At 68.0% G+C, this 15,497-nt stretch carries 17 protein-coding genes and 1 pseudogene; 8 read left to right on the forward strand and 10 right to left on the reverse strand.

Features of this window, described 5'->3' with window-relative positions; translation table 11 throughout:
- Nucleotides 1-82 precede the first annotated feature (82 nt).
- The 3 genes and pseudogenes from tadA to GD429_RS35910 form a co-directional block, all read right to left on the reverse strand.
- Nucleotides 83-679: a tRNA adenosine(34) deaminase TadA gene (tadA, locus tag GD429_RS35900; protein ID WP_321575102.1), complete on the reverse strand. Its 597-nt coding sequence runs from the start codon at nucleotides 677-679 to the stop codon at nucleotides 83-85.
- A complete protein-coding gene (locus GD429_RS35905) occupies nucleotides 676-1,077 on the reverse strand; it encodes a DnaJ family domain-containing protein (protein WP_072437118.1) in 402 nt (133 codons plus the stop codon). Before GD429_RS35905 ends, tadA begins: the two co-directional genes overlap by 4 nt.
- A 280-nt stretch (nucleotides 1,078-1,357) precedes the next feature.
- Nucleotides 1,358-2,053: pseudogene (locus GD429_RS35910) on the reverse strand (MFS transporter); the annotation flags it as partial.
- Between the two features lies 1 nt (nucleotide 2,054).
- Here GD429_RS35910 and GD429_RS35915 point away from each other — a divergent pair.
- From GD429_RS35915 to GD429_RS35935, 4 genes are all read left to right on the forward strand, one after another.
- The gene (locus tag GD429_RS35915; protein WP_034181146.1) at nucleotides 2,055-2,300 is read left to right on the forward strand and encodes a ferredoxin family protein; all 246 of its coding nucleotides are present in this window, start codon (nucleotides 2,055-2,057) and stop codon (nucleotides 2,298-2,300) included.
- A 146-nt stretch (nucleotides 2,301-2,446) separates the two neighbouring features.
- Nucleotides 2,447-3,436 (forward strand): HEAT repeat domain-containing protein, encoded by a 990-nt coding sequence (locus GD429_RS35920; protein ID WP_152864420.1) that lies wholly within the window; start codon nucleotides 2,447-2,449, stop codon nucleotides 3,434-3,436.
- A complete protein-coding gene (locus tag GD429_RS35925) occupies nucleotides 3,433-3,774 on the forward strand; it encodes a gamma-butyrobetaine hydroxylase-like domain-containing protein (RefSeq protein ID WP_152864422.1) in 342 nt (113 codons plus the stop codon). Before GD429_RS35920 ends, GD429_RS35925 begins: the two co-directional genes overlap by 4 nt.
- 388 nt (nucleotides 3,775-4,162) lie before the next feature.
- Entirely contained in the window at nucleotides 4,163-4,780 is a 618-nt protein-coding gene (locus tag GD429_RS35935) for a PolC-type DNA polymerase III (RefSeq protein ID WP_152864424.1), read from the forward strand.
- Nucleotides 4,781-5,067: 287 nt separating this feature from the next.
- On the opposite strand, the gene guaA is transcribed toward GD429_RS35935, so the two are convergent.
- The 5 genes from guaA to GD429_RS35960 all read right to left on the reverse strand — a co-directional run bounded on the left by guaA (nucleotide 5,068) and on the right by GD429_RS35960 (nucleotide 10,753).
- Entirely contained in the window at nucleotides 5,068-6,687 is a 1,620-nt protein-coding gene (gene guaA, locus GD429_RS35940; protein ID WP_152864426.1) for a glutamine-hydrolyzing GMP synthase, read from the reverse strand.
- 107 nt (nucleotides 6,688-6,794) lie between these two features.
- Nucleotides 6,795-7,394, reverse strand: coding sequence for a hypothetical protein (locus GD429_RS35945; protein ID WP_152864428.1), 600 nt, complete (start codon nucleotides 7,392-7,394; stop codon nucleotides 6,795-6,797).
- A gap of 6 nt (nucleotides 7,395-7,400) precedes the next feature.
- Nucleotides 7,401-8,861, reverse strand: a complete 1,461-nt coding sequence (gene guaB / locus GD429_RS35950) for an IMP dehydrogenase (RefSeq protein ID WP_034181136.1) — start codon at nucleotides 8,859-8,861, stop codon at nucleotides 7,401-7,403.
- A 290-nt stretch (nucleotides 8,862-9,151) separates the two neighbouring features.
- Nucleotides 9,152-9,958 (reverse strand): DUF2182 domain-containing protein, encoded by an 807-nt coding sequence (locus tag GD429_RS35955; protein ID WP_152864430.1) that lies wholly within the window; start codon nucleotides 9,956-9,958, stop codon nucleotides 9,152-9,154.
- 30 nt (nucleotides 9,959-9,988) lie between these two features.
- Entirely contained in the window at nucleotides 9,989-10,753 is a 765-nt protein-coding gene (locus GD429_RS35960; protein ID WP_152864432.1) for a DUF899 domain-containing protein, read from the reverse strand.
- Between the two features lie 114 nt (nucleotides 10,754-10,867).
- Between GD429_RS35960 and GD429_RS35965 the strand changes: the two genes are divergently transcribed.
- The 3 genes from GD429_RS35965 (at nucleotide 10,868) to GD429_RS35975 (ending at nucleotide 13,965) form a co-directional block, all read left to right on the forward strand.
- Nucleotides 10,868-12,088 (forward strand): helix-turn-helix domain-containing protein, encoded by a 1,221-nt coding sequence (locus GD429_RS35965; protein WP_152864434.1) that lies wholly within the window; start codon nucleotides 10,868-10,870, stop codon nucleotides 12,086-12,088.
- A gap of 31 nt (nucleotides 12,089-12,119) precedes the next feature.
- Entirely contained in the window at nucleotides 12,120-12,806 is a 687-nt protein-coding gene (locus GD429_RS35970) for a DUF5074 domain-containing protein (RefSeq protein WP_152864436.1), read from the forward strand.
- Nucleotides 12,807-12,981: 175 nt separating this feature from the next.
- Complete coding sequence (locus GD429_RS35975) at nucleotides 12,982-13,965, forward strand: DMT family transporter (RefSeq protein WP_152864438.1); 984 nt, start codon at nucleotides 12,982-12,984, stop codon at nucleotides 13,963-13,965.
- A 61-nt stretch (nucleotides 13,966-14,026) separates the two neighbouring features.
- Here GD429_RS35975 and GD429_RS35980 read toward each other — a convergent pair whose 3' ends face one another.
- Nucleotides 14,027-14,350, reverse strand: coding sequence for an RnfH family protein (locus tag GD429_RS35980; protein ID WP_152864440.1), 324 nt, complete (start codon nucleotides 14,348-14,350; stop codon nucleotides 14,027-14,029).
- A 4-nt stretch (nucleotides 14,351-14,354) separates the two neighbouring features.
- Entirely contained in the window at nucleotides 14,355-14,792 is a 438-nt protein-coding gene (locus tag GD429_RS35985; RefSeq protein ID WP_152864442.1) for a type II toxin-antitoxin system RatA family toxin, read from the reverse strand.
- Between the two features lie 98 nt (nucleotides 14,793-14,890).
- Here GD429_RS35985 and smpB point away from each other — a divergent pair, with 98 nt between their 5' ends.
- Nucleotides 14,891-15,337 carry an SsrA-binding protein SmpB gene (smpB, locus tag GD429_RS35990; protein ID WP_047900992.1) on the forward strand — a complete coding sequence of 149 codons (447 nt, stop codon included), beginning with the start codon at nucleotides 14,891-14,893 and terminating at the stop codon, nucleotides 15,335-15,337.
- Nucleotides 15,338-15,497 lie beyond the last annotated feature (160 nt).

Raw genomic sequence — 15,497 nt, forward strand, 5'->3', positions numbered from 1 at the left:
CGTCAAACCTGCTTAGAGGGTCCGAAGCGTCTTCGGTTCAGGGAACCGTGCGCGCCCGCAGCGACAGGCGCGGCCGGCACGACTATGACGCGCCGGTTTCGGCGTCGCGGGCCAGCCGCGCTTCGCGCAACGCGCGACGGCGCTCGGCGAAGAACGACTTCAGCGCGGCGCCGCACTCGTCGGCGAGCACGCCGCCGGTCACTTCGGTATGGTGGTTGAGCTGCGGATTCGCGAACGCGTCGATCACGCTGCCGCATGCACCCGTCTTCGGATCGGCGGCGCCGTAGACGACCCGCGCGATGCGCGCATGCATGATCGCGCCCGCGCACATCAGGCAAGGCTCAAGCGTCACGTATAGCTCGCAGCCGGGCATCCGGTAATTCTGCAGATTTTGCGCGGCCATGCGCAGCGCCGCCATTTCCGCATGGGCCGACGGGTCGTGCCCGCCGATCGGATGGTTGAAGCCGCGTGCGATCACTTCGTCGCCGCGCACGAGCACCGCGCCGACCGGCACTTCACCGGCCGCGCGCGCCTCTTCCGCGGCGGCCTGCGCGAGCCGCATGAAATGCAGGTCGCGCGCCGATACGGGCGCAGCTTCGGGAGCAGCAGGTTGGGTGGCGGGTTCAGCGGCCGCGTCGGCCGCCGATCGGGCTGCGTCGTGCAGCGTGTCGGACGTCACATCGGCCCCGCTTCGGCGGGCGCGTCGTCGAGCCCGCGCTCGCACAGGCGTTCCGCGATGCGACGGCAGTAGTCGCGCGGCATCACCATCGGGCCGCCGCGCAGCGATTCGAGCGCCATGTCGAGCGCCAGGATCTTCGCCTGCAGCCGGCAGCGCGCGGCGCGGTCGCTGACCGCCTGCACTTCGTCATGCAGGTTGCGCAGCGCGCGCAATTGCTCGACGGCCGGCGGCACGAAGCCCGCGTTCTTCAGGATACGGTTGGCCACCCGCACCTCCTCGGGCACGAGCAGGTCGTCATCCAGCGCCTGCGGCGCGCCGGTACCCGGCAAATCGTCGAACTCGCCCCGCGCGGCGGCGGCGGCAATACGTTGTTCGACCAGGGCGTCAAGCAATCTCATCAGTCAGTGGGAACAATGCGGCAGGCCGAATTCTAGCAGGGTGACGCGGGTATGACAGGCCCTTCGAATACATGCTCGATATTGTGTTTTTTAGGGGCCGAATCGTGACGCATGCGCGCCGATCGGCGCCAGTTGCCGGCCTGCTGCGCCGCAGCGAGCGAAGCGCCGTCCGGACACCGGCAAATGCAGGCGGTGTCGGGCCCTGTTTTTTATCTGCGTCGATGCGTTCCGGGCGTCGCCAATCCGGCAAAACGGACGTCGCCCCACTTCCGTTGCCGGGTCACGCGGCCACCGTTTCCGGCCGCGCTTTCGCAAACGGGCGGAACATCATCGCGATCAGGAACGCACCGAGACCGATCGCGAACGAACCGAGGTACAGCCAGCCGTAACCGCCGAACGTATCGACGATCAGGCCGCCGGCAACGGGCCCCGCGGCCATGCCAAGGCTGCCGGCCATCGCGCAGCCGCCGATCACGGTGCCCATCATCCGCAGCGGGAAGTTCTCGCGCGCGAGCACCGAATACAGCGGCATCACGCCGGCATAGATGAAGCCGAACAGCGTCGCGACCGCGTAGAACCCGTCCAGCGTGCGCACGAAGTAGTAGCCGAGCGCGCCCAGCGCCTGCGCGAGCAGCCCGGCCACCAGCATGCGCTTCGCGCCGACACGATCGCCGAGGAGCCCGAATACGATCCGGCCGCCCATGCCCGCGAGCCCTTCGACGCTGTAGATCGACACCGCGACGATCAGCGGGATCCCGCAAGTCACCGCGTAGCTGACCGTATGGAAAATCGGGCCAGAGTGTGTCGCACAACAGAAGAAATTGGTCAGCAGCAGCACCATGAACTGCGGCGAGCGCAGCGCGTCCGCGACCGACATCGCCGCGGGCGCGCCGGCGGGCGCAGGCGCCGCGTGCGTACGGGCATCTGCGCATTCGCGAATCCGCCGCGCTCGCGGCCGCACTTTGAGGAGACTTACCGTGCCCCATACCCCGCACGACATCTTCCAGCGCAGCAGCGCGCCCGTCACGATTGACGAGGCACTGTGCATCGCCGACAAGGGCTGCACCGTCTGCGTCGACGTGTGCCCGCTCGACCTGCTCGCGATCGACGTGACCAAGGGCAAGGCCTACATGCAGTTCGACGAATGCTGGTACTGCATGCCGTGCGAACGCGATTGCCCGACCGGTGCGGTCAAGGTCGAGATCCCTTACCTGCTGCGCTGACCGGGTGCGCGGCCGATCGTCGTCATGCCGCCCGAGTGGGTCGTGCATCGACGACGTGATGGCCGGGCCGGCGTTCGCCAGGTTCGCATCGCCCATGCACCGCGCTCCTTGAGCACCCGCCCTTTCATCGAACCGACCTTTTGCCCATGACCGCTTTTTCTTCCACCTCCTCGCTGCCCGGCACGCACGATCCGGATCGTGCCGCGCTCGTCGCCCGCCTCGCTGCGCCCGACGCATCCGTGCGCCGCATCGCGCTGCTCGAGCTCGCCGATCTCGAGGAATCCGCTCTCGTACCCGCGTTCGTCGCGGCGCTGCGCGACGATCCGTCGGCCAACGTGCGCGGCGAGGCTGCGCGCGTGCTCGGTGCGTGGGAACAGCCCGGCGTCGTCGATGCGCTGTGCCGCGCGTTGCTCGATCCGGACGACGGCGTGCGCGCCACCGCTGCGCAGAGCCTGTCCGAACTGAAGGACGCGGCATCGGGCGCCGTGCTGTGCGGCTGGGCCGACCGGCCCGAGCCGTTCGTGCGCAGCGCCGTGCTGCGCGGGCTGCGCGAGTTGCGCGATCCCGATGCGTTCGCGCCTGCGTTGCGCGCGCTCGACACCGACGCCACTGCCGTGCGTGCCGAGGCCGTCGCCGTGCTCGGCTGGCTCAGGGATATACGCGCACTGCCATCGCTCGCACGCATCGCGACAGCCGACGCCGATGCGGACGTGCGGCGTGTCGCGGTCGGCGCGATCGGGTTCACGGCACCCGGCGACACGACCGTTGTCACCGCATTGCTCGCGGCACTGCGCGACACTGCATGGCAGGTCCGCGAGGAAGCGGCCGCAACACTCGGCAAGCTGCGCGTCGCGATCGCGCGTAACCAACTCGTTGCCGCGCTCGACGACTACTGGCAAGTGCGCTTGCGTGCCGTGCGCGCGCTCGGGCAGCTACGCGATGCTGCCGCGGCACCGGCCGTCGTCGTGCTGCTCTCGCATGCGATCAGCAATCTGCGCAAGGAAGCCGCACTTGCACTCGGCGAATTGCGCGACCCCGGCACGCTGCCCGCACTGCACGACGCACTCGAGGATCGCGATCCCGAAGTGCGCAAGGCCGTGCGGATTGCGATCCGGCAGATCGGAGAGGCACGATGACGCCGCCGACCGAAATCGTGCTCGACCACGCTGCTCGCGTGTTGACGCTGCGCTGGCCGGGCGGCGACGTGCAACGCATAGATTATGTGCTGTTGCGCAGCAGTTGCCCGTGCGCTGCTTGCCGCAAGATCCGGTTCGACGCAGGCGTGGTCGACGCGCGACCGGACGTCACGCTGGACGACGTGGAAGCGGCCGGTTACGGCATTCGCCTGCTGTTCGGCGATGGTCATGCTCGCGGCATCTATCCGTGGCCGTATCTGGCGGAACTCGGAAAACGCGCGACGGCTCCGGACATCGGCACGCATTGCGTGCGCATGTTCGGCGGTCTCGCGAACTGACCGTCGGCGGGCCAGCCTCGCATCGGTGCCCCGTTCCGGCTCGCAGCATGCTCGATGTGCACCGCTCCCGCCCGGCACACTCGAAACGTTTCCGCCGAAGCCATCGCGCGCGGCACGCAGCCGTGTTACGTGTCATGCGTCATGCGCGACGCATCGGCAGCACGCGTTCGACGATCGAAAAGGCGCGCTGCATGAAACCGTTGAACCGATCTGCATCGCGCCGCAGTCTTGGAATCGGACGTTGACAACGCCCCCATGGCACAGGATCGCAAGCGGCGACATGGCGAGGACGATCGCTTCTCGGGCTGGACGCGTCTTTCACAGGCCCGAAGATGCTAACCTCTTGGCCAAACTAACGCGCCACCGCATGAAGCAATAGGATTCAACAATGCAAACCGTTGCGGTACTGGACTTCGAAACGACCGGGCTTTCGCCGAATCTGGGCGACCGTGCTACCGAAATCGCCGTCATCCTTCTACGCGACGGACAAGTCGTCGACCGTTTCCAGAGCTTGATGAATGCGGGCCGACGCATACCGTCCGATGTCGTCGCGCTGACCGGCATCACGAACGACATGATTGCGTCGGCTCCCCCGGCGTCGAAAGTCATGAAAGAAGCGGCGGCGTTCGTCGGCAAGCATGCCGTCGTGGCGCACAACGCCGGTTTCGACAAACGGTTCTGGCAGTCGGAACTCGGGCTTCTCGGCATGTCGGCCGAGCATTCCTTTGCTTGCACGATGCTCGTGGCGAGACGCATCTACCCGGATGCTCGGAGTCACCGCCTGTCGAGCCTGGCCGAGACGCTGCAGTTGCCGAAATCGGGCCGCGCTCACCGGGCCATGGTCGACGCCGAGATGGCCGGTCATCTGTGGTGGCGGTTGCAGCACGACATTGCGCGGACTTATGGACTGGATCGTATCGATCATGATCTGATGACACGTGTCCAGACAACGAGCAAGGCGAAGGTGCCCATGTATTTGCGTTCGCTCGTACGCTCGCACACGTGAAATCGGAGCAAGGGGCGCAAGCCATCGCCATCGAACGCACCTTCGGCTGCTGAAAGCAGTGCCGACGAAACCCGACAACGGATTGCCGCGGCAAGAATGCCGCACGACGTTTCCTGACTCACGCAACGCATCAATGCAAACGGCCTGGCAACCGCCAGGCCGTTTCTTGTCCGAATCTGCGACTGGACAGCTGACGCGCTGAACCAGCAATCCGCCTACGAACTATCGCGACATCAACCAATGCGCAACGACGAGAGCGGAATCAAGCGCTGATTCAGCAGGAATGCTTACTCCCACTCGATTGTCGCCGGCGGCTTCCCCGAGATGTCGTACACGACCCGGTTGATCCCGCGCACCTCGTTGATGATCCGGTTCGACGCGCGGCCGAGCAGCGCGTACGGCAGGTGCGCCCAGTGTGCGGTCATGAAGTCGGTGGTCTGCACTGCGCGCAGCGACGTCACGTAGTCGTACGTGCGGCCGTCGCCCATCACGCCGACCGACTTCACCGGCAGGAACACCGCGAACGCCTGACTCGTCAGGTCGTACCAGCTCTTGCCGACATCGGCCTCGCCGCACAGTCCGGCAGCCGCATCCTGCGCGGTTGCGGTCGTGTTGCGCAGCTCTTCGATGAAGATCGCGTCCGCACGCCGCAGCAGTTCGGCGTATTCGCGCTTCACTTCGCCGAGGATCCGCACGCCGAGGCCCGGGCCCGGGAACGGATGGCGGTACACCATCTCCGGCGGCAGGCCGAGCGCAACGCCCAGCTCGCGCACTTCGTCCTTGAACAGGTCGCGCAGCGGTTCGAGCAGCTTCAGGCCGAGCGTTTCCGGCAAGCCGCCGACGTTGTGGTGGCTCTTGATCGTCGTCGCCTTCTTCGTCTTCGTGCCGCCCGATTCGACCACGTCCGGATAGATCGTGCCCTGCGCGAGCCACTTCGCCTTCGACAGCTTCTTCGCCTCGGCCTGGAACACCTCGACGAACTCGCGGCCGATGATCTTGCGCTTCGCTTCCGGATCGGTCACGCCGGCCAGGTGGCCGAGGAACTGATCGGCTGCGTCGACGTGCACGACCTTCGCATGCAGGCGGCCCTCGAACATGTCGAGCACCATCTTGCCTTCGTTCAGGCGCAGCAGGCCGTGGTCGACGAACACGCAGGTGAGCTGGTCGCCGATCGCGCGATGGATCAGCGCGGCCGCGACGCTCGAATCGACGCCGCCCGACAGGCCGAGAATCACTTCCTCGTCACCGACCTGCTCGCGAATCTTCGCGACGGCTTCCTCGATGTGGTTCTTCATGATCCAGTCGGGCTTCGCGCCGGCGATCTGCAGCACGAAACGCTCGATGATCTGGCGGCCCTTCACCGTGTGCGTGACTTCCGGGTGGAACTGCACCGCGTAGTAGCCGCGCGCCTCGTCGGCCATGCCGGCGATCGGGCAGCTCGGCGTCGACGCCATCAGCGCGAAGCCCGGCGGCAGCTCGGCGACCTTGTCGCCGTGGCTCATCCAGACCTTCAGCATCCCGTGGCCGTCGGCCGTCGTGAAATCCTCGATGCCGTCGAGCAGGCGCGTATGGCCGTGCGCGCGCATTTCCGCATAGCCGAATTCGCGATGGTCGCTCCACTCGACCTTGCCGCCGAGCTGCACGGCCATCGTCTGCATGCCGTAGCAGATGCCTAGCACCGGCACGCCGAGATCCCACACGGCCTGCGGCGCGCGCAGTTGATGGTCTTCGTACGTACTCGCGTGGCTGCCCGACAGGATCACCGCCTTCGGCGCAAACTCGCGGACGAACTCGTCGGACACGTCGTTCGGATGGATTTCGCAGTAGACGTGCGCTTCACGCACACGCCGCGCAATCAGTTGGGTGACTTGCGAACCGAAGTCGAGAATCAGGATTTTGTCGTGCATGGCTGCGGACGGGATGAAGAGAATAAGAAAAGCAGCGCATCGTGCGCTGCGTCAATAGCATGGACAACGGTGTCGGGCGGCGGGTGGCACGCGCGACGCATGGCCGGTCAATCCTGCATCGGCGGGCGCTCGTCGAGTGCGACGCCGCCTGACGATTGACTGGGCGCGGCCGACGGCGCCGCCGCAGGCGCCGCGGGACGGCTGACGACGGGTTCGACACGCTGCGGTGCGGGCGACGACGCCGGCGCCATCGCCGGCTCGGCCGGACGCTGCGCCGGTGCGCGCGCCTCGAGCGCCTGCGCCTTCTCGCGCCGGCGCACGGCCGATGCGAGCCGCACGCCGCCGAGGCCGAGCACGATCAGCGCGACCCCGGCCACGGCCGACAGCACCCGGCCGGCGGCCGCGAGCGCGGGACCGCTGCCGGTGGCGAGCGACCAGACGATCGTCAGCGCGCCGGTCAGCCAGTACACGTGGCCGACCGACCGCGCGACGGGCGCCGTGAGATCGCCGTTGAACGCCGCATGAAACGCGAGCCACGCGAGCCCGAGCAACGCGATGCCGAACGCCTGGCCGAGCATCGCCGGCTGGATGTTCGCAAGCTGCAGCGCGTTGAAAAGCGACTGCCAGGGCGTCAGCACGAACAACACGCCGAACGCCAGCAGCAGCACGGCATCGATAATCAGCACGGCTCGCAGCAGCGGTTTCATCGGCGGTCAGTCCACGTGGTAGTTCGGCGCTTCCTTCGTGATCTGCACGTCGTGCACGTGCGACTCGCGCATGCCCGCCGCGGTGATCTGGACGAATTCGGCCTTGTCGTGCAGCTCGTCGATCGTCCGGCAGCCGCAGTAGCCCATGCTGGCGCGCACGCCGCCGACCAGCTGGAACAGGATCGCGTTGACCGAGCCCTTGTACGCAACACGGCCTTCGATGCCTTCCGGCACGAGCTTGTCGATGTTCGCCGAGTTGTCCTGGAAGTAGCGGTCTGCCGCGCCGTCCTTCATCGCACCGACCGAACCCATGCCGCGGTACGCCTTGTACTGGCGGCCCTGGTACAGGAATACGTCGCCCGGCGACTCTTCGGTGCCCGCCAGCATGCTGCCCATCATCACCGCGTTCGCGCCGGCCGCGAGGGCCTTCGACACGTCGCCCGAGAAGCGCACGCCGCCGTCGGCGATGCACGGCACGCCGGTGCCCTTCAGCGCTTCCGCGACGTTCGCGATCGCGCTGATCTGCGGCACGCCGACGCCCGCGACGATCCGCGTCGTGCAGATCGAGCCGGGGCCGATACCGACCTTGACCGCGTCCGCGCCGTATTCGACGAGCGCCTTCGCGGCGGCAGCCGTCGCGATATTGCCGCCGATCACCTCGACGTGCGGGAAGTTCTGCTTGACCCAGCGGACGCGCTCGAGCACGCCCTTGCTGTGACCGTGCGCGGTATCGACGACGATCACGTCGACGCCGGCCTGCACCAGCAGCTCGACGCGCTCTTCGTTGTCCGGACCGACGCCGACCGCCGCGCCTGCGCGCAGCTTGCCGTGTTCGTCCTTGCACGCGTCCGGGTGCTCGGTCTGCTTCGTGATGTCCTTGACGGTCATCAGGCCGCGCAGTTCGAACGCGTCGTTGACGACCAGCACGCGCTCGAGGCGGTGGCTGTGCATCAGCGCCTTCGCTTCGGCGAGCGGCGTGCCTTCCTTGACCGTGACGAGGCGCTCGCGCGGCGTCATGATCGACTTGACCGGCTCATCGAGGCGCGTTTCGAAACGCAGGTCGCGGTTCGTGACGATGCCGACGAGCTGCGGGCCTTCGACGACCGGGAAACCCGAGATGCCATGCTGACGCGACAGCGCGATCACGTCGCGCACCTTCATTTGCGGCGGCACCGTGATCGGGTCACGAACGACGCCCGACTCGAAACGCTTGACCTTCGCGACCTCGCGGGCCTGCTCGGCCGGCGTGAGGTTCTTGTGAACGATACCGACGCCACCCTGCTGCGCCATCGCGATCGCGAGACGACCTTCGGTGACCGTGTCCATGGCGGCGGACACGAGCGGCATGTTCAGGGAGATGTTGCGGGTCAGCTTGGTCTTGAGGCTGGTGTCGCGGGGGAGAACGTCGGAGAAGGCGGGAACGAGGAGCACGTCATCGAAAGTGAGTGCTTTTTGGATCAGACGCATGGCAAATCCTATGGGCGCAAAAGCGAATTATACGCGAAGCGCTGCGAATTTTCACAACACGAACAACGGCTTAGCCGTTTTCATGCGTCCGGGGGCCGAATCGTTCGGATCGCCGTTCGGTTCGTTTTCGATCGCCTTTCGTTTCGCCGCCGCATCGAGCCATTCGCGCAACGGGCTGCACCTCCGCAACCGCGCCTGTCGCGGCCGGGCCATGCGGCAGCGGCGGCACCGGTCGCCCGCGGCCCGGCAACGCGCCGGATCAGCCCGCAACGCAACTCGCCTCCCCGGTCTTACACCAGCCCGGCCGCGCGCGCGATCATCGCGATACCGCCCCCGATCGCGATGCCACCGGCGAGCCGCGCAACACGCTCGCCGGCCGGCGCCAGCCGCTCGGCGGCGATCGCGACCGTCACGGCCGCCATCACGCGCAGATCCATCATGCCGGCCGCCAGCGCGACCGCCATCAGGTTCCCGCAACAGGCGCCGCAACGCATCGCGGTTCGCACGCCGTGCCGCCAGGCCGCGCCGGCAGCATCCCGTGACCGGTGCGGGTCCGCCGCCACGTGCCCGCAGCACGCCAGCCGGCGCGCCTTCCACGCCGAGAACTGCAACACGCCCGCGCCGAGCACGACCGCGCCGGCCGCGAACGGCATCGCGCGGGCGAGCGCCGGCAGCCGTGCCGCGGCGGCGACCAGCGCGCTGCCGAGCGGATGCGCCACCGCGCCGAGCGCCATCCATACCGCGAAATACCCGGTGCCCGCGACGACGACGAGCCAGGTCGAGCGCGCCGCGCCCAGCGGGCCGACGCTCTGCCGATATCGCCAGAGCGTCGGCGCCAGCACGGGCAGCATCATCGTCACCGTCATCGCGCCCCACATGCCGGCGAACGCCGCGAATGCGCGGCCGGCGCCCCATCCGCATGGCCGCAGCCACGCCGACGACGGCGTCCAGCCGCCGGGCATCGGTTCGCCGCCCATCGCGTCCATCCACGCGTGCTGCGCCAGCATGGCCATCGCGGCGACGGCGAACACGGCGACGAGCGCCGCGCCGAATGCCCGCCGATCGCGGCCCGGATCGTCGGTTGCCGGCCGTGTCATCGCACGCTCCCGCCTGTCGCCGGCCCGCGCTCAACCGCGCGCGTATTCGTCGTGGCGGCGCCACCACGGGCCCGCCTCGTTGCGCCCGCGCGGCGCGCGATCGAGCCACTGGTACATGCCCCACAACCCGTCGAGCCCACGCGCATAGGTCGAGTACGTGTGATAGACGGCGCCGTCCTCGCGCACGAAAGCGCTCATTCCCGGCCGGTCGAGCGAATAGGTGACTGCGTCGGTGCCGCACGTCGCCGCGAACTGCACGACGGGCGCCGGCGGCGGATCCATGTCCATCGCGTGCCCCGCCCGCGCGTAGTTGTATTCGACGTCGCCCGCGCGCCGCTGCGTTTCGGTGAACGACACATTGAAGTCGAAGTTGAAATCGCTGCCGACCGACGACGCCCACGGGAAGGTCCACCCCATCCGCTGCCGGTACGCGAGCAGCTTCGCGAGCGGCGCGCGCGACACGGCCGCGAGCGTCACGTCGTGGTTCGCCAGGTGCACGGCAAAGCCGTCGAAGCCGTCCGCGAGCGCCGAGCACGACGGGCAGCCCGCCTTGTAGTCGGGTCCGAACATGAAGTGATAGACGAGCAGTTGCGAACGGCCGCGAAACAGGTCGTCGAGCGTCGCCTGCCCGTCTTCCGTGTCGAACCGGTAGGTCTTGTCGACGCGCACCCACGGCAGTGCCTGGCGCCGCCGCGCGAGTTCGTCGCTTTGCCGCGTCAGCGCCTTTTCTGCTTCGAGCAGCGCCCTACGCTCGGCCAGCCATTCGTCGCGCGTTCCGGTGAGATGGGTCGTCATTGCGGGTTCCTCCTTCCGATGGGTATCCGGGCACGGCGTACGGCGCCGTGTGCGTGGTGCTAGATTAGTGCTCGGCATCGGGCCGGAGGGAGTGACAAGTGTGTCGGGATTCGGATGGATTCGCTGATCACCGCGGCCGCGCGCGCGCTCGCGGCCGGTGACGCGCTCGGTGCGCTGAACCGCGTCGCGCTGCGCGACGATGCGCCGGCGCTCGCGCTGCGCGGGATCGCGATGGCGCAGCTCGGCGATTTCGAACGCGCGCGGGCACTCGTGCGCGGCGCTGCACGCGCGTTCGGCGCAAAGGAAGCCGTGGCGCGTGCGCGCTGCATCGTCGCCGAAGCCGAGATCGCGCTCGCGTCGCGCGACCTCCGCTGGCCGACCCGCGCGCTCGATGCCGCGTGCGCGACGCTCGACGCGCACGGCGACCGCGCGAATGCCGCGCATGCTCGTTATCTCGGCGTGCGCCGGCTGCTGCTGATCGGTCACATCGACGATGCCGAACGAATGCTCGCGCATCTCGATCCCGCGCCGCTGCCGGCCGCATCGCGCGCCGCCCATGAACTGATCGCGGCCGGCATCGCGATGCGCCGCATCCGCACGCATGCGGCCCGCGCGGCGCTCGCCCGTGCACACGCAGCCGCCCGCGACGCCGGCATCGCCGCGCTGACGGCCGAAGTCGACACCGCCGCGCGCGTGCTCGATGCGCCGGCCGCGCGACTCATCGCGCGCGGCACGTCGCGGCTCGTACAGCTCGACGAAGTCGAGACACTGTTCGCGTCGAATACGCTCGTCGTCGACGCATGCCGTTACACGGTGCGCGACGCGCGCACCACCGTGTCGCTCGCGCGCCGCCCCGTGCTGTTCGTGCTCGCCCGCGCGCTCGGCGAGGCATGGCCGGCCGACGTGTCGAGAAACGCGCTCGTGGCCGCCGCATTCCGTGCGAAACATGCGGATGAATCGCATCGCGCGCGCCTGCGCGTCGAGATCGGCCGACTGCGCGCGGTGCTGCGGCCGCTCGCGAACGTCACCGCGACGCCGCGCGGCTTCGCGCTCGAACCGCTCGGCGTGCGCGAGACCGTCGTACTCGCGCGCCCGGTCGACGATCGCCACGCGGCCGTGCTCGCGCTCCTCGCCGACGGCGAGGCGTGGTCGAGCTCCGCGCTGGCGCTCGCGCTCGGCGCGAGCCAGCGCACCGTGCAGCGCGCGCTCGACGCGCTCGCCGAAGCGGCCAAGGTGCAGGCCCTCGGTCGGGGCCGCGCGCGCCGCTGGATGACGCCGCCGCTGCCCGGATTCGCGACGACCTTGTTACTCCCTGCTCCGCTGCCGGGAGATTAGGATGGCCTCACCGAACGACGAGGTGACGAACATGAAACGCTCCAATGCAGAGATCATTCGCGAATACGGCCCGTTTCCGGGCGTCGACGGCGTGCACGGCGTCACGTTCGACGGGCAGCACGTGTGGTACGCGTCCGGCGACAAGCTGAATGCGCTCGACCCGGAGCGCGGCACGACCGTCCGCTCGCTCGACATCGCCGCGCATGCGGGCACGGCGTTCGACGGCCGCCACCTGTTCCAGATCGTCGAGGACCGCATCGAGAAGATCGATCCGGAATCGGGCCGCGTGCTCGCGACGATCCCGGCACCCGGCGGCGGCGCCGACTCGGGGCTCGCGTGGGCCGAAGGCACGCTGTGGGTCGGCCAGTACCGCGAACGCAAGATTCATCAGATCGATCCGGAATCGGGCGCCGTGCTGCGCACGATCGAATCGAACCGCTTCGTCACCGGCGTGACGTGGGTCGACGGCGAGCTGTGGCACGGCACCTGGGAAGCCGACCAGAGTGATTTGCGGCACATCGATCCGCGCACGGGACAGGTGCTCGAGCAGGTCGACATGCCGCCCGGCGTCGGCGTGTCGGGGCTCGAATCCGACGGCCACGAACGCTTCTTCTGCGGCGGCGGCAACAGCGGCAAGCTGCGCACCGTGCGGCGCCCGGCGCGGGTGCGGGCGTCGGGCGACGGCGCGGGTGCGACGCCCGATCCGGCAGACGGCTGATCCGCGGCGTACCGCAGTCGCGAACCCTCGATCCTTCGATAATCAGGAACAAATCGCGGCCGCTTCATCTCGCAACACGTCGAAACCCCGCCCTGCACCGAGTGCAGGAATGAACAAGACGCCGCCGAACCGGCGTCGCTAAGATGCGCGCTCGTTCATGTGTTCGGAGCGGTCGATGCGGCGCGGTGTGGTCTACGGTGTCCTGGCAGGTGCCCTGTGGGGCATGGTGTTTCTCGTTCCGCGGCTGCTGACGGACTTCTCGCCGCTGCTGCTGAGCGCCGGCCGCTACGCGATGTACGGCCTCGTGTCGCTCGCGGCCGCCCTGCCGATCACCCGCTCGCTGCTCGCGCGGCTAACCCGTGAAGATCTCGTTGCGCTCGTGAAGCTCGCGGTCGTCGGCAACGTCGCGTACTACATGCTGCTGTCCGGCGCCGTGCACCTGATCGGCATCGCGCCCAGTTCGCTGATCGTCGGCGTGCTGCCCGTCACCGTCACGCTCGCGGGCCTCGGCGACCACGGCGCCGTGCCGCTGCGGCGGCTGGCCGTCCCGCTCGCACTGGTGATCGCGGGCATCGCCTGCATCAACGTCGACCTGTTCACGTCCGAGGCCGCGCACGCGACGACGCTCGGCCAGAAGCTCGCGGGCATCGCCTGCGCGGCCGGCGCGCTCGCGAGCTGGACCTGGTACGCGGTCGCGAACGCGCGCTACCTGCAGCGCCATCATCATTTCGGCGGCAACGAATGGTCGGTGCTGTGGGGCGTCGTGACAGGCCTGATCGGCGGGCTCTGCTGGATCGCGATCCTCGCACTGCCGGCCGGCACGGTGCAGGCGGCCGTCCCGGCGTCACGCTGGCAACTGTTCTGGCTGCTCAACCTCGTGCTCGCGATCGGTGCGTCGTGGCTCGGCAACGGGCTGTGGAATGCCGCGTCGAAGCGGTTGCCGCTCACGCTGTCGGGCCAGTTGATCGTGTTCGAAACCGTGTTCGCGATGCTCTACGCGTTCGTCTACGACCAGCGGATGCCGCACGCGCTCGAGATCGCCGCGCTCGTGCTGCTGCTCGCAGGCGTGTACGGCTCGGTGCGACAGCACGGCGACACGCCCGCCGGCGGCGATACGCCGGGCAGCGCGTCGATCGACGCGAACGTCGCGGCCCACTGAGCGCCGCGGCGTTTGATCGGACGAATCGGAGCGGAAGGAACGAAAGAAGCGGAATCGCGCGTCAGCGCGCGTCCTTGTGCATCCACTTGCGGCCCTCGATGGAGCCGGCGCGGCGGGACTTGTCGACGCGCCGCTGGCGCGCCAGCTTCGGATCGACGATCAGCGGGCGGTAGATCTCGACGCGGTCGTGGTCGGCGAGCGGCGCGTCGAGCGGGGCGAGCTTGCCGTACACGCCCGTCTTCGCTTGAGCGAGGTCGATCTCCGGGTGCAGCGCGAGCACGCCGCTCGCGTCGATCGCGGAGCGAACGGTGGCGCCTTCCGGCAGCGACACTTGAATCAGCGTCTGGCGGTCCGGCAACGCATAACAGACTTCGATCGACAGCATCGCGTCACCCCTTTCCGTAGCGCTGGTCCGCACGCTTCACGAACGAATCGACGAACGTGTTCGCGATGTGGCTGAACACCGGCCCGATGATCTTCTCGAGCAGGATGCTCGAAAACTCGTAGTGCAGCGCGAATTCGATCTTGCACGCATCGGCGCGCAGCGCGGTGAAGCGCCACGAGCCCGTGAACTTCCTGAACGGGCCATCCGTGAACTCCATGTCGATCCGCGTCGGACGCTGCTGCGTGTTGCGCGTTGCGAAGTGCTGCTTGATGCCCTTGAAGTTGATATCGATGCGCGCTTCCATTCCGCTGTCGTCCTGACGGCGAATCTCGACGCCGCCGCACCAGGGCAGGAAATTGGGGTAGTCGGCCACGTCGGTGACGAGGTCGAACATCTGTTCCGCCGAATGACGGATCAATACGGTTTTCTGGACATCTGCCATAAATCGCGCGGCATCGCTCAAGGTGGGAACGCAAGCCGGGCGATTCTCGCCCCGCTTTGCTAAAATCGTGATTTTAAACGAGTTGGCCCAATCCTTTCATGAGCATCATCGACAACAGGAAAGCGCACTTCGATTATCACATCGAGGAACGCTACGAGGCGGGGCTCGTGCTGGAGGGCTGGGAAGTCAAGGCGCTGCGCGCCGGGCGCGGCCAGATCAAGGAAGGCTACGTCGTGGTGAAGAACGCCGAGATCTTCCTGATCGGCACCCATATCAGCCCGCTGCCCGAAGCCTCGACGCACATCAATCCCGACCCGGTTCGCACGCGCAAGCTGCTGCTGCACCGTGAGGAAATCAAGAAACTGATCGGCAAGGTCGAGCAGCGCGGCTACACGCTCGTGCCGCTGAACTTCCACTACAAGGGCGGCCGCGTGAAGTGCGACATCGCGCTCGCGAAGGGCAAGAAGCTGCACGACAAGCGCGAAACCGAGAAGAAGCGCGACTGGGAACGCGAGAAAGCGCGCATCATGCGCGCCGGCACCTGACGCGCGCGACGCGCATCGCAAACGACACGGCCCGCTCGAAGCGGGCCGTGTTGCTTTGTGCAACGTGATTCGTGCATGCCGGCAACCGGACGCAGGCGACGGAATTCCGGATGCCGCGCCGGTTCGGCTCACGATACGGGGCGGCAGGCAACCGACGGAC

This window comes from Burkholderia sp. BE17, assembly GCF_009362305.1.
GTDB lineage: Bacteria > Pseudomonadota > Gammaproteobacteria > Burkholderiales > Burkholderiaceae > Burkholderia > Burkholderia pyrrocinia_C.